The organism is Streptomyces sp. NPDC101234 (assembly GCF_044767525.1).
GTDB lineage: Bacteria > Actinomycetota > Actinomycetes > Streptomycetales > Streptomycetaceae > Streptomyces > Streptomyces sasae.
On sequence record NZ_JBIWOA010000027.1, the window covers coordinates 39,663 to 52,446 of the forward strand.

Here is a 12,784-nt window from a genome sequence, read left to right on the forward strand (position 1 = left end):
GTCGCTGCCTGCCGTACGGGCCGGGCCCGGCCCCTGCGCCGTACCCGTGGTGGCGTGATTGTGCCCCCGCTGTCTGCCTTCTGCCCACCCCCGTCTCGCTGAGCAGAACGAGCAGAACCCGGGCTAACACGGCTAACGCGGGATACGGATGAAACAGCGACGTAACACCCGGTGGCCCCTAGCGTCTGCCTTCCTCGACCTCCGAGGTCAGGAAGGAGACAGCCTCAGATGGCTTCACGCAACGATGCCGCGGTGCGCCCGGCCGCCGAGCAGGACGGCCGGGACAGCGCGCGAGTCGAGATTTCCGGGCTCACCAAACGATTTCTGACCCCCGCGGGTGAGGTGTTCACGGCACTGCAGGACGTGTCGTTCACCGTGGAGCCCGGCCAGTTCTGCGCGGTGGTGGGCCCGACGGGCTGCGGCAAGTCGACGACGCTGGGCATGGTGTCCGGACTCGACCGGCCCAGCGAGGGATCGGTCAAGGTCGGCGGCCGTGAGGTGAACGGTGTCACCGACGGCGTCAGCTTCATGTTCCAGGCCGACGCGCTGCTGCCCTGGAAGACCGTCCTCGGCAATGTGCTGATGGGCCCCGTCTTCCGCGGGGTGCCCAAACAGCAGGCCCAGGCCTCGGCGCGCGACTGGCTGCGCCGGGTGGGCCTCACGGGGTTCGAGGACCGCTACCCGCACCAGCTCTCCGGCGGTATGCGCAAGCGCGTGGCGATGGCCGCGGCGCTGATCAACGAACCCCGGATCCTGATCATGGACGAGCCGTTCGGCGCCCTGGACGTGCAGACCAAGGCGATCATGTCGACCGAGCTGCTCGGTCTGTGGGAGCAGATCCGGCCGTCGGTCATCTTCATCACCCACGACCTCGACGAGGCCGTGGCGCTCGCCGACCGGGTCGTCGTCATGACGTCCAGTCCCGGGTCGGTCAAGGCGGTCTTCGACATCGATCTGCCGCGGCCGCGCGGCTCGGTCCAGGAGATCCGCTTCCAGCCCCGCTTCATCGAACTTCAGCACCAGATCTGGGACTCGCTGCGCGAGGAGGTGGAGCGCGCCTACGCACGCACCGCAGGAGGTACGGCATGAGCACGGCGTCCGCAGTTTCCCCCGCTCCCGTCGAGGGCAGCGCACAGCTTTCGGCCACGGCCGCCGCCAAACGCGCGCGCCGGCGCCGCATCGGCCTGGTGTGGGCGGGCCGCATCGGCCTCGCGGTCATCGTGATCGGCGGCTGGCAGGCGTTCACCACCTGGGGGATCGTCGACCCGTTCTTCTTCGGGCAGCCCTCCGGCATCGCCAGACGACTGGTCGACCTGTTCCAGCACGGCACCGAGTTCGGATCCTTCTACGCGAACATCTGGACGACGATCCAGGAGGCACTCGTCGGCTTCGCCCTCGGGGCCGTCACCGGCGTGATCTTCGGTGTGGCGCTGGGCCAGAGCCGCTTCCTCGCCGACGTCCTCGGCCCCTACATCAAGATGGTCAACGCGATCCCGCGGATCGTGCTCGGCTCGATCTTCATCGTCGCGTTCGGCATCGGCGTGCTGCCGAAGATCCTGCTCGCCGCGGTACTGGTGTTCTTCATCGTCTTCTTCAACGCCTTCCAGGGCGTGCGCGAGGTCGACCGCAACATCCTCGCCAACGCCAAGGTGCTCGGCGCCTCCCAACTGCAGATCATCCGGCACGTCACCGTGCCCTCCGCGCTCACCTGGATCATCGCCAGCCTGCACAGCGCCTTCGGCTTCGCGATCGTCGGTGCCCTGGTCGGCGAGGTGCTCGGCGCGCAGAGCGGCCTCGGCCTGGTCATCAAGACCGCGCAGAACAACTTCGACCCCAACGGCGTGTTCGCCACGATGCTCGTCATCTCGGTCATCGTGCTCGGCGCCGAGTGGGTGATCGGCAAGCTCGAACACAGGCTGCTGTCCTGGCGGCCGCCGGCCCCCTCCGAGGCGTCGAACGCCCTCTGACGCCGCCCCCTTCTCCCCCTCACCCATCCCCTGTTGCACCCAGAAAAGGAATGTGGCCAGCCATGTCCAGACGACCCGTCGCAGTCGCCGCGTCCGTCCTCACCGTTCTCGCCCTCGGCGCGGTCAGCGCCTGTTCCAGCGGTTCCAGCAGCACCACCGCGAGCAGCGGCTCCGGCGGCACGCCGACCGTGAAGCTCATGGTCGGCGGCATCGACAAGCAGATCTACCTGCCCTACCAGCTCGCCCAGAACCTCGGCTTCTACAAGAAGTACGGCGTGAACGTCCAGCTCAGCACCGAGCAGGACGGCGGTGTCGGCGCCGAGGACGCCATGGCCTCGGGCCAGGTCGACATGGCGGGTGCCTGGTACAACCACACGATCGAGTTCCAGGCCAAGGGCAAGGCGGTCGAGGACGTCGTCCAGCTGTCCGGCGCGCCGGGCGAGCGGGAGATGTGCACCAAGAAGTCGGGCGTCGCCTCGGGCGCCGACTTCAAGGGCAAGACGCTCGGCGTCACCGACCTGGGTTCGGGCACCGACACGCTCACCCAGTTCCTGGCCGCCAAGAAGGGCGTCAAGACCGCCCAGTTCCACCGGATCGGCGTCGGCGCGGGCTCCACGGCCATCGCCGCCCTGCAGAACGGCAAGGTCGACTGCGTGATGACGACGCAGCCGACGGTCGCCGCGATCGAGAAGAAGGGCGTCGGCGCCTCCGCGATCGACCTGGCCACCACGCAGGGCGCCACGGCGGCCATGGGCGGCGCCTTCCCCGCGGCCAGCGTGCTCGCCCAGACCGACTGGGTGAACTCCCACAAGGACACGGTGCAGAAGGTCGTCGACGCACTCGTCGCCACCATGCACTGGATCAACACGCACAGCGCGGCCGACATCGCGAACAAGCTGCCGGCGTCGTTCGTGTCGAACCAGCTGGTGACCAAGGCCGACTACATCACCGCCCTGACCGAGGACAAGGGCCAGTTCCTCCCCGACGGCATCATGCCCGCCGGCGGCCCGAAGACCTCCCTGGCCACGGAGCAGCTGGTCGGCAACGTGAAGGGCTCGGTGGACCTCGGCAAGACGTTCACCAACGACTTCGCCCTCCAGGCCAACAAGACGGAAGGCTTCAAGACCACCACGACCCCGGCAGGACCGACCGGCTGATCCCCGCCCGGCACGGGGCCGCCCGGGTGACAGTCACCCGGGCGGCCCCGCGCCACGCACCGGGTTCGCCGGCCGGCCGCTCTTCGGTGTACGCGGTCTGTCTCACCCAGGTGCCTCAGCCGCTTGCGTCTCGTCCGGTCCGACGGGCAGGAGCAGGGTGAACGTGGCCGGGTGCCGGCTGGTCAGCGAGAGCCTGCCGCCGAGCGAGAAGACCAGGTCACGGGCGAGGGCCAGGCCGATGCCCGTTCCCTCGCCGTCGCCGGTGCGCCCGCGGTCGAAGAGCCCGGACGCCGAGCCTGTCACGGTCCCCTCGTCGCTCACGTCGAAGGCGAGGGCGTCCTCCAGGTCGCGCACCGCCACGCGGACCGTGCCGCGCCCGTGCACCCGGGCGTTGTCCAGCAGGATGCCGAGCACCTCCGAGACGGACGCGCCCGGAACGCGGACGTCGGCCGGTGCGTCCTGGGTGGCGCACTCCAGGCGTCTGCCGTCCTGGGCGAAGAGGCCGTGCCACCGTTCTTCCGTCTCCCGCAGCAACTGTCGTACGGCGATCGTCCCGGCGGTGGGACGAGCCGTCTCTCTGGAGCGCGACAGGCGCAGCACCTCCTCCACCGTGTGGTGCAGGCGCTGCGTGGTGGCCAGTGCCTCGGCCAGCACGGGCCGCAGCCGGGCGTCGTCGTCCTGGGCGAGGCCCGCTTCCAGGGCGAGTTGCAGACCGGTTAGCGGGGTGCGCAGCTGGTGGGAGGCGTTGGCGGTGAAGTCACGTTCGTGGCGCAGGAGTTCTGAGAGGGTGTGCAGCATTTCGTTGTGGGTGCGGGCGACCTGGTCGATCTCGGCGACGCTGCTCGGGGCGGCCCGTGCGTTCAGGTCGCCCTCGGTCACCGCTCGGCAGTGCCGGGAGAGGTCCTCCAGCGGCGCGGTCAGCGCCCGGGCCTGACGGCGGGCGACGAGGACGGCGACGGCCAGCGCGAGCACGGCCACACCGAGCAGCAGTGTCCAGGCGGCGGCGACCCGGTTGCGTACGGCCGCGGCGGGGGACGAGGCCCGTACGACACCGATCACCTTCTCGGCATGCGCGACGGGTACGGCCACCACCAGGTCGGCGCCCGCCCGGTGCCGTACCACCTCACCGCCGAGGGCCTGCCGGACCGGAGTGTCGCCGGGCCGTGGGCCGCTGCCCGCGCGCAGTCGCAATCGAGGGTCGTACAGGCCGAGGCGCCCGCCGGCCGGAGGCGCGGGCAGTTCCACCGGGTCGCCGGTCACGAAGTCGGGGCTCACGCGTACGGCCCCGGCCAGGGCCGCCCGTTCCAGGTTGTCGCGCTGGTCGGCGTACAGGGACGATCTGATCGCCAGGGCCAGCGGGACGGCGAGGAGGACGACGGCGACCAGAGCGGCGGTCAGGGCGACTCGCACCACGCGCTGTCTCATGCCCTCATCATGCGGGCCGTTCACCAGGGCGGATGCGCCGCGCCACACGGTTTTGCCGTCGTCTAACCAGCGGCGGGCGGGGCGTTAACCGGCCGCTTCCTAGCCTCGGTGCCATGACCGTCCGGTCCGAGGACTCCTCTGGAGGGCAGTGGCCATGGCAGCACACCCAAGGACGTACGCGGCCGTCGGGCTGACGCTGGTGGCGGCGGTGACGGCCGGCTGTTCCGGTTCCGGGTCGCACGCCGGATCAGGTGGCCCCGCGTCCGGCTCGTCCACCGTCAGCGGGCAGAACAAGCCGGCGCCCACCGAGTCCAACCCGCCCGGTGACATCCCCGACAACCAGGTGTACGTCTCCTACCAACCGACCGGCGGTTCCTTCACCGGCTTCACCCTGAAGGTGCCCGAGGGCTGGGCCCGCACGAGCCAGGGCGGCACCACCGCGTTCACCGACAAGCTCAACACCGTGAAGATCACCGCGGTTTCCGCCTCCGGCGCGCCCACGGCCGGCTCGGTCGCCAACGCGGTCGTACCCCGACTCCGTTCCCAGGTACCGAAGTTCTCTTCACCCAGGGTGAGTGAGGTGACCCGGCACGCCGGCCGGGTGGTCCTGCTGACCTATCAGGGCGACTCGGCGAAGGACCCGGTCACCGGCAAGGTGGTGCGGGACGCTTTCGAGCGCTACGCGTTCTACCGCGCGGGGCACGAGGTGGACCTGACCCTGTCGGGGCCGGTCAAGGCCGACAACGTCGACCCGTGGCGCATCGTCAGCGACTCCTTCGCCTGGCGGTGAGCGCCATGTCCGACGGCACACAGGGCGCCGGCGGCGCCGACGATGTCCTCACGGCCCGCGAGCTGTACCGCTTCTACCGGGCCGGCGAGGAGGAGACACTCGCACTGCGCGGGGTGTCGCTGAGGGTGCGGCGCGGCGAGACGGTCGCGGTCGTGGGCCCGTCCGGGGCCGGCAAGTCGACCCTGCTGGCGTGCCTGGCCGGACTCGACGAGCCCTCCGGCGGCGAGGTCCACGTCGACGGCGTGCGGATCAGCCACCGGCCCGAGACCGAGCGGGCCCGGCTGCGGGCCCGGCACATCGGCGTCCTGCTGCAGACCCGCAACCTGCTGCCGCACCTGAGCGTGCGCGAAAACGTCCGCCTGCCGCAGCGGGCACTGGGCCGTCGGGCTCCCGTCCCGGCCGGGGAACTCCTGGCCCGGGTGGGGCTGGCCGGCCGGGCGCACGCGCTGCCGCGTCAACTGTCCGGCGGAGAGCTGGCGCGGGCCGGACTCGCCGTCGCGCTGGCCAACGCGCCGGCCGTCCTGCTCGCCGACGAACCGACCGGTGAACTGGACGGCGAGACCGAGCAGTTGGTCCTTTCGATGGTGCGGGAGCGGGCCGCGGAGGGGTGCGCGGTACTGATCGTCACGCACAGCCGGGAAGCCGTCCGTATCGCGGACCGGGTGATCACCCTGACGGACGGCAAGGCCACCGACGCACGGCGGCAGAACCGCGAGGAGGCGCCCGATGCCGTCGGATGAGGTACTTGTCAGCTGCGCGGACGCGGCGCTGACCTTCGGCCGGGGATCTCAGGCGGTCGTGGCCGTGCACGGGGCCGACCTGGTCGTCAGGGCCGGGGACCGGCTCTCGGTCGTCGGCCCCTCGGGATCGGGCAAGAGCTCACTGCTGCACCTGCTCGCCGGGCTCGAACAGCCCACCAGCGGCACCGTCACCCGGGCCGCCTCGCTCGGGCCGTACGACATCGGCCTGGTGTTCCAGGGCGACAGCCTGATCCCCGCCCTGAACGTGGCGGAGAACACCGCTCTGCCCCTGGTCCTCGCCGATCGTCCGGAGGGCGAGGCGCGACTGTGCGCGCTCGCGGCACTCGCCCTCGTGGACGCCGCCGACCTGGCCGACCGGCTCCCCGAGGAGATCTCCGGCGGCCAGGCCCAGCGAGTGGCCGCCGCCCGGGTCCTGGCCCAGGCGCCACGCCTGATCCTTGCCGACGAGCCCACCGGCCGCCTCGACCACGCCACCGGCACCCGTGTCCTGGACGCCCTGCTGACGGCCGCCGACCACACCGGCGCGGCCCTCGTCGTCACGACCCACGACCCCGCCGTCGCCGCCCGGCTCACCGTCCGCCGCAGCATGCGCGACGGGCGGCTGCTCGCCCCCGAGGAGGTTCCGTGACCACCGCCCGGGCGCGGGGACTGCCCCGGCACCGCACCGGAACCCAGTCGGCCACCGAGGAGATGCCATGATCACCGCCTGGGCCCATGGACTGGCCCGCCACCGCACCGGACGGCTCCTGGCCGCCCTGACCGGCATCGCGCTCGCGGTCGCCCTGGTCGCCGCACTCGGCTCCTTCCTGACCGCGTCGAAGGCGACCATGACGCAGCGTGCCGTGCGCTCGGTCGCCGTGGACTGGCAGGTCCAGGTGCAGCCCGGCGCCGACCCGAACTCCGTTCTGTCCCTGGTGCGCGCCGCCGGCGGCACCCGTGCCGCGCTGCCGGTCGGCTACGCCCGCACCGACGGCTTCACGGCCCGCGTGCAGGGAAGCACCCAGGCCACCGGCCCCGGCATGGCCCTCGGCCTGCCCGACGGCTACCGCGCCCGCTTCCCCGACGCCGTCCGCACGCTCTCCGGCTCGTCCACCGGTGTCCTGCTGGCCCAGCAGACCGCCTCCAACCTGCACGCGGCCCCCGGCGACACCATCGGCATCCGGTTGCCCGGTGCGGGTCTGCGCCAGGTGCGGGTGGACGGTGTGGTCGACCTGCCGCAGGCCGACTCCCTCTTCCAGACCGTCGGCGCCCCCAGCCAGTCCCAGCCGACCGCGCCCCCGGACAACGTCGTCCTGCTGCCCGCCGCCCGCTTCGCCGCTCTCACCCGCGGCGCCACCGGTGTCACCACCCAGATCCACACCGCTCGCGACACCACCCGGCTGCCCTCCGACCCGGCCTCCGCGTTCTCCGCGGTCACCGGCGCCGCCCACCACCTCGAAGCCCGCTCCGCGGGCACGGCCCTGGTCGGCAACAACGTCGGCGCGGCACTCGACTCGGCCCGCCAGGACGCCCTGTACGCCCAGATCCTCTTCCTCTTCCTCGGTGTGCCGGGCGCGGTGCTGGCCGCCGCGCTGACGGCGGCGGTCGCCTCGGCCGGCGGTGAACGGCGCCGCCAGGAACAGGGGCTGCTGCGGCTGCGTGGCCTGCGGCCCCGTCAGATCACCGGCCTCGCCGGCCTGGAAGCCGCTCTCATCGGCCTCCTCGGCGGCCTGGCGGGACTGGGCATCGCCGCCCTCACCGGCCGGCTCGCCTTCGGCACGGCCTCCTTCGGTGCGAGCGCGGCCACCTGGTCCCTCTGGTACGCCGTCGCCTTCGCACTCGGAGCCGCCGTGGCCGCAGCTGCGGTCCTCGTCCCCGCCCTGCGGGACCTGCGCACGGTCACCGTCGCCGACACCCGCAGACAGGAGGACCTACGACGCACCCGATCGCCCTGGTGGCTGCGCTACGGCATGGACTTCGCCCTCCTGATCTGCTCGTGGCTCGTCTTCCGCGCCTCCTCCGGCAACCAGTACGCACTCGTCCTCGCGCCCGAGGGCGTCCCCAGCATCTCCGTGTCCTACTGGGCCTTCCTCGGCCCCGCCCTGCTGTGGATCGGGGCGGCCCTGCTGCTGTGGCGCCTGACCCTGCTCGCCCTCACCCACGGCCGTCCCGGCCTGGCCCGGCTGGTCCGGCCGCTGACCGCGACCCTGGCCGGCACCACCGCCGCCGTCCTGGCCCGGCGCAGTCGCCCGTTCGCCCGGTCGGTGGTCCTGCTCGCCCTCGCCGTCTCCTTCGCGATCTCCACCGCCGTCTTCAACGCCACCTACCACCAGCAGGCCGAGGTCGACGCCCGGCTGACCAACGGCGCCGACGTCACCGTCACCGAACCACCCGGCGCCCGAGTCCCGCCCGCTGCCGGGGCCGCGCTGAAGATCTCCGGCGTACGGCACGCCGAACCCCTCCAGCACCGCTTCGCCTACGTCGGCTCCGACCTGCAGGACCTCTACGGCGTCCGGCCGGACACGGTCGCCGACGCCACCTCGCTCCAGGACGCCTACTTCGCGGGCGGCACCGCCGACCAGCTGATGCGGCGCCTCGCCCAGCGCCCGGACAACCTCCTCGTCAGCGTCGAGACCGTGAACGACTTCCAGCTCTCCCCCGGCGACACCGTCAACCTGCGCATCCAGGACGCCCGCACCAAGTCCCTGCGCACGGTCCCCTTCCACTACGCCGGTATCGCCAAGGAGTTCCCCACCGCCCCCAAGGACAGCTTCTTCGTCGCCAACGCCTCCTACATCGCCAAGGCCACCGGCGACGACTCGGTGGGCGCCTTCCTCCTCGACACCGGTGGCACGAACCAGCAGCGGATCGCCGCCCACCTGCGCACGCAGCTCGGTACCGGGGCCACCGTCACCGACCTCACCCAGACCCGCGGCACCGTGGGCACCAGCCTGACCTCCGTCGACCTGGCCGGCCTCACCCGCATCGAGCTGGCCTTCGCCGTCCTGCTCGCCGCCGGGGCCGGCGGCCTGGTCCTCGCCCTCGGACTCGCCGAACGGCGCCGCACGTTCGCCATCGCCACGGTCCTCGGCGCGCAACCACGCCACCTGCGCGGCATGGTCCTCTCCGAGGCCCTGCTGCTGGCCGTCGGCGGTCTGGCCGGAGGCGCCCTCATCGGCTGGGTCCTGTCGGAGATGCTGGTCAAGGTCCTGACCGGCGTCTTCGATCCACCACCCGCGACCCTGTCGATCCCCGGTGCCTACCTGGCACTCACAGGGGCCGCCGCCGTCGCCGCCCTCCTGGCCGCGGCCCTCAACGGCATCCGCGGCAGCCACCGCCCCGCCGTGGAGGAGCTCCGCGACCTGTGAACCCGGCGTGCACCGACGACAAGCCCCGCGCCCCGGCAGCTCCTAGGCTGTCGACCATGCGCATGCCCGCCGCACCGGACCGCAGCCGACTGCGCGTCCTGGTCGTCGAGGACGACGACACCATCGGCCGCCACCTGGAGACCGGCCTGCGGGGCCACGACTACGCCCCGACGTGGTGCCGCACCGGAGCGGGCGCACTGGCGGAGGCCGGACGGGCACCGTACGAGGTACTGCTGCTGGACCTGGGGCTGCCGGACATGGACGGCCTGGACGTCGCCCGGCAGCTGCGCGCCCGCCTCCCCGAGCTGCTGATCGTCGTACTGACGGCACGGACCGACGACATCGACATCATCGCCGGGCTGGACGCCGGGGCCGACGACTATCTGGTCAAGCCGTTCAGTCTGACCGTGCTGCTCGCCCGGCTGCGGGCTCATCTCAGGCGGCACGCGGTGGCCGCGCCGGTCCGGGATCCGGTGCGGCTGGGCGATCTGGTCGTCGACGTAACGGCCCGGCGCTGTGCCCTGCTCGGCGTCGAAGTCCGGCTGCGGGCCAAGGAGTTCGACCTGCTCGCGGTGCTCGCCGAGCGGGCCGGCGAGGCGGTCTCGCGCGAGACACTGATGGCCGAGGTGTGGGACGAGAACTGGTTCGGCTCCACCAAGACCCTCGACGTGACCTTGGCGGGCCTGCGCCGCAGGCTGACCGAGGCGGCACAGGCGGACGGACGGCAGGCCCGGCTGCCCCGGATCACCACGTTGCGGGGGCACGGGTACCGGCTGGAACGGCAGTCGGATCCACCGGACTGACCGGATCGAGAAGATGCGAGGACGCCCCCGGTACGGCGAGCACCTTGCCGGTTCACAAGGCCGAGCGGCGGGCCAGCAGCGCCAGGACCAACAACCCGGGGGCCATCGGCAGCCACCCGGTCAGCAGGCGGTAGCCGAGGACCGTCGAGACCGCCGCCGGTCCCGGCGCTCCGGCCGCCGTGAGCGCGAGGGCGAGCGCGGCGTCCAGCGACCCCAGCCCGCCCGGTGTCGGCAGCAGCGCTGCCGCGCCGCTGGCGACCAGGTAGGCCATGACCACACGGCTCGCGGGAAGGCCGAGGCCGATGGCATGGACCATGGCGACGACCACAGCGGCATGCAGCAGAGCGAACGCGACCGACCCGCCCCACAGCGCGCAGGCCCGCGCCCGGGACCGGTGCACGTCCCGCACGTCGACGAAGGCTCGGCTCACCTCTCGTCTGAGGCGGCCGCTGACCGCGACCACCAGGGCTACGGCTCCGGCCGCCGCCGGCAGCAGGACCAGCGCATGCGGGACCCGCGCGGAGAGATGGACCGTGCCGGGCGAGGCGACCAGGAGGGCCACGCCCAGCGCGCACCGGACGATCCCGCCGACGGCCGCCTTCACCGCCAGCGCGGTCGCCGAGCGCCGGGTGGACAGCCCGCACCGCGTCAGGAACCGCAGGTTGACCACCGTCGCTCCGGCCCCGGCCGGAAGGAGGTGGTTGGCGGCGCCGGCCGCGAACTGCGCCGCCACCAGCCGTCCCCTGGGCAGCCGTTCGATCACCGCCCCCTGCTGCGCCACGGCCGCGCACACCCAGGTGGCCACGGCGGCGACGCAGGCGAGCACCAGCCACTCCCTGTCGGCGGCGGCCAGCCGGTCGGTGCCGCTGTCGAGCGTGGCCCGGTGCGCGGCGAGCATCCAGCCGGCGGCGGCGAGCACGATCAGGGTGATTCCCAGCTGGAAGTACAGGCGCCTGCCCATGGCGGTCGGCAGGCTCTCGGTCGCGGTCACGACGGTCACCTCCCCTGCCGTACATCGGGTGCCACGTACGCGCGGAGAACGCCGGCCTGCTCCTCGGTCCAGGCGCGCGCGTACGCGGGCGGACGGCTGCCCGGCGGAACGAGGACGGCGAAGGATGTGCGGTGAGCGGCGTGCGCCAGCTCGGCCAGGGTGGTGCTGGCGTCATGCCCCGTCGTCTGGGCGGAGCCGCAGCCGATATGGAAGGCGACGGGGACAGCGTCGTAACCGCTGAGCAGGCACGGCGTCCGTACACCGAGTCTGCGGAGAGCGGCGGCGGTGCGGGCCCAGTCGGCGCGGGAGGCGGCGGAGCTGTGCACGGTGTGCTCCAGAACGACGTACTGCACGGCCAGGTGACCCGCCAGACCGACCGCCACCAGGCTGACGGCGACGGTGCGCGCGATCCGGCCGGCCGGGGCCGTGACCAGGTGGACGAGGCCGTGGGCCACGGGGAGGGCGAGCAGGGCGTAGGCGGGCAGCAGGAAGCGGGGGGCCGCGTAGCCGATGAGGAACAGGTAGGGAACCGCGGCCGTGGCAGCACAGGCCGACGGCAGCAGGACAGGCAGCGCGCGCCGGGCGCGGACGGCGACCACAGCGCCCAGGACGGCGAGGAGCGGCAGCGCGTACCACCACAGGGTCACCACCGGGCCGGGGGCCGATCCGGTGCAGGGCCGGCACAGGGTACGTCCGCCGAGACTGCGCAACTGGTCGAGTACGGCGAGGTGCCAGCCGAGGCCGCCCTGAATGGCGGAGGCGGCGGACAGGCGCTGCGCGAGGCCGCCGTAGCTCGTATACGCCTCGATCACCCACTCGCCGGCACCCGCCACCAGCCCCGCGACCAGCACGGCGAGAAGACGCGGGCGGCGCACGGAGAGCGCGAGCAGGGGCAGCACGACGTAGACCGCATCCATGGGGCGCATCCAGGCCATCAGCGCGGCGCCCGCGAACACACCCCACCAGGCAGGCCGGTCGCGTGCGTTCGCGCGGGCGCGCAGGAAGCAGCCGACGCAGGCCAGCGCGCCGATGGCGACCCAGTAGTTGGGCATGGCCTGAGGGCCGTAGAACAGCGTCACCCACAGGGAGGCGAACAGGGCGCCGGCCAAGGCCAGGACGTGGGCCCTGAGGTGGCCTCGCCAGACGCGCAGGGTGCAGTAGAGAGCCAGGCCGGAGAGGACGGCCAGGTAGATCCGGAGCAGGACGGTGGAGTCGGACCACGATGCGATCGGGGCGGTGAGGAGTGAGATGCCGCGGGAGCGGGGCGCGCTGAAGTAGGCGGCGGGAACGTGACCGCTGACCTGGCTGACGTAGACGGTCTCGTCCCAGCCGAGACCGAGATCGGGCCGTACGAGGACGAGTTGGGCGAGCGTGAAGGCGGCCGCGACCGCCCCGAGCCATGGTTCGCCCCTCGGACGCCGGGGCCGGACGGACTGTGGCGGGGGGCCGGTGCGAGGGACACCGGTCGTCATGGCGTTCGAGCCGTCGGCCATCTTGCACCTCTCGTCGTCGCACGCCACGGAGCCGGATCCTCTACAGGTCG

General features: G+C 72.6%; 11 protein-coding genes. 8 read left to right on the forward strand and 3 right to left on the reverse strand.

The window, feature by feature from the left end; all coding sequences use genetic code 11:
* The first annotated feature begins 228 nt into the window (after window positions 1-228).
* From ACIRR9_RS38290 to ACIRR9_RS38300, 3 genes are all read left to right on the forward strand, one after another.
* On the forward strand, window positions 229-1,089 hold the full coding sequence (locus tag ACIRR9_RS38290) for an ABC transporter ATP-binding protein (RefSeq protein WP_403761905.1): 861 nt from the start codon (window positions 229-231) through the stop codon (window positions 1,087-1,089).
* Window positions 1,086-1,967: an ABC transporter permease gene (locus ACIRR9_RS38295; protein ID WP_403761908.1), complete on the forward strand. Its 882-nt coding sequence runs from the start codon at window positions 1,086-1,088 to the stop codon at window positions 1,965-1,967. The genes ACIRR9_RS38290 and ACIRR9_RS38295 overlap by 4 nt, the downstream gene beginning before the upstream one ends.
* A gap of 62 nt (window positions 1,968-2,029) precedes the next feature.
* Window positions 2,030-3,124, forward strand: coding sequence for an ABC transporter substrate-binding protein (locus ACIRR9_RS38300; protein WP_403761911.1), 1,095 nt, complete (start codon window positions 2,030-2,032; stop codon window positions 3,122-3,124).
* Between the two features lie 102 nt (window positions 3,125-3,226).
* Here ACIRR9_RS38300 and ACIRR9_RS38305 read toward each other — a convergent pair whose 3' ends face one another.
* On the reverse strand, window positions 3,227-4,549 hold the full coding sequence (locus tag ACIRR9_RS38305; protein ID WP_403761914.1) for a histidine kinase dimerization/phospho-acceptor domain-containing protein: 1,323 nt from the start codon (window positions 4,547-4,549) through the stop codon (window positions 3,227-3,229).
* A 154-nt stretch (window positions 4,550-4,703) separates the two neighbouring features.
* Between ACIRR9_RS38305 and ACIRR9_RS38310 the strand changes: the two genes are divergently transcribed.
* The 5 genes from ACIRR9_RS38310 (at window position 4,704) to ACIRR9_RS38330 (ending at window position 10,250) form a co-directional block, all read left to right on the forward strand.
* Complete coding sequence (locus ACIRR9_RS38310) at window positions 4,704-5,339, forward strand: hypothetical protein (protein WP_403761917.1); 636 nt, start codon at window positions 4,704-4,706, stop codon at window positions 5,337-5,339.
* 5 nt (window positions 5,340-5,344) lie between these two features.
* Entirely contained in the window at window positions 5,345-6,079 is a 735-nt protein-coding gene (locus ACIRR9_RS38315; RefSeq protein WP_403761920.1) for an ABC transporter ATP-binding protein, read from the forward strand.
* Window positions 6,066-6,728 (forward strand): ABC transporter ATP-binding protein, encoded by a 663-nt coding sequence (locus tag ACIRR9_RS38320; protein ID WP_403761923.1) that lies wholly within the window; start codon window positions 6,066-6,068, stop codon window positions 6,726-6,728. Before ACIRR9_RS38315 ends, ACIRR9_RS38320 begins: the two co-directional genes overlap by 14 nt.
* Window positions 6,729-6,795: 67 nt before the next feature.
* Window positions 6,796-9,447 (forward strand): ABC transporter permease, encoded by a 2,652-nt coding sequence (locus ACIRR9_RS38325; RefSeq protein WP_403761926.1) that lies wholly within the window; start codon window positions 6,796-6,798, stop codon window positions 9,445-9,447.
* 56 nt (window positions 9,448-9,503) lie between these two features.
* The gene (locus ACIRR9_RS38330; protein ID WP_403761928.1) at window positions 9,504-10,250 is read left to right on the forward strand and encodes a response regulator transcription factor; all 747 of its coding nucleotides are present in this window, start codon (window positions 9,504-9,506) and stop codon (window positions 10,248-10,250) included.
* 52 nt (window positions 10,251-10,302) lie between these two features.
* Here the strand turns inward: ACIRR9_RS38330 and ACIRR9_RS38335 are convergent, their stop codons facing one another.
* Together ACIRR9_RS38335 and ACIRR9_RS38340 are read right to left on the reverse strand one after the other, a co-directional pair.
* The gene (locus tag ACIRR9_RS38335) at window positions 10,303-11,241 is read right to left on the reverse strand and encodes a lysylphosphatidylglycerol synthase domain-containing protein (protein ID WP_403761931.1); all 939 of its coding nucleotides are present in this window, start codon (window positions 11,239-11,241) and stop codon (window positions 10,303-10,305) included.
* Between the two features lie 5 nt (window positions 11,242-11,246).
* Window positions 11,247-12,734, reverse strand: a complete 1,488-nt coding sequence (locus ACIRR9_RS38340; RefSeq protein ID WP_403762229.1) for a hypothetical protein — start codon at window positions 12,732-12,734, stop codon at window positions 11,247-11,249.
* Between the last annotated feature and the right edge of the window lie 50 nt (window positions 12,735-12,784).

Bases quoted from the DNA above. Each gene is read 5' to 3' on its own strand.
- ACIRR9_RS38295 (WP_403761908.1), top strand. From the start codon at position 1,086: ATGAGCACGGCGTCCGCAGTTTCCCCCGCTCCCGTCGAGGGCAGCGCA.
- ACIRR9_RS38290 (WP_403761905.1), top strand. From the start codon at position 229: ATGGCTTCACGCAACGATGCCGCGGTGCGCCCGGCCGCCGAGCAGGAC.
- ACIRR9_RS38315 (WP_403761920.1), top strand. From the start codon at position 5,345: ATGTCCGACGGCACACAGGGCGCCGGCGGCGCCGACGATGTCCTCACG.
- ACIRR9_RS38300 (WP_403761911.1), top strand. From the start codon at position 2,030: ATGTCCAGACGACCCGTCGCAGTCGCCGCGTCCGTCCTCACCGTTCTC.
- ACIRR9_RS38320 (WP_403761923.1), top strand. From the start codon at position 6,066: ATGCCGTCGGATGAGGTACTTGTCAGCTGCGCGGACGCGGCGCTGACC.
- ACIRR9_RS38310 (WP_403761917.1), top strand. From the start codon at position 4,704: ATGGCAGCACACCCAAGGACGTACGCGGCCGTCGGGCTGACGCTGGTG.
- ACIRR9_RS38330 (WP_403761928.1), top strand. From the start codon at position 9,504: ATGCGCATGCCCGCCGCACCGGACCGCAGCCGACTGCGCGTCCTGGTC.
- ACIRR9_RS38340 (WP_403762229.1), bottom strand. From the start codon at position 12,734: ATGGCCGACGGCTCGAACGCCATGACGACCGGTGTCCCTCGCACCGGC.
- ACIRR9_RS38305 (WP_403761914.1), bottom strand. From the start codon at position 4,549: ATGAGACAGCGCGTGGTGCGAGTCGCCCTGACCGCCGCTCTGGTCGCC.
- ACIRR9_RS38325 (WP_403761926.1), top strand. From the start codon at position 6,796: ATGATCACCGCCTGGGCCCATGGACTGGCCCGCCACCGCACCGGACGG.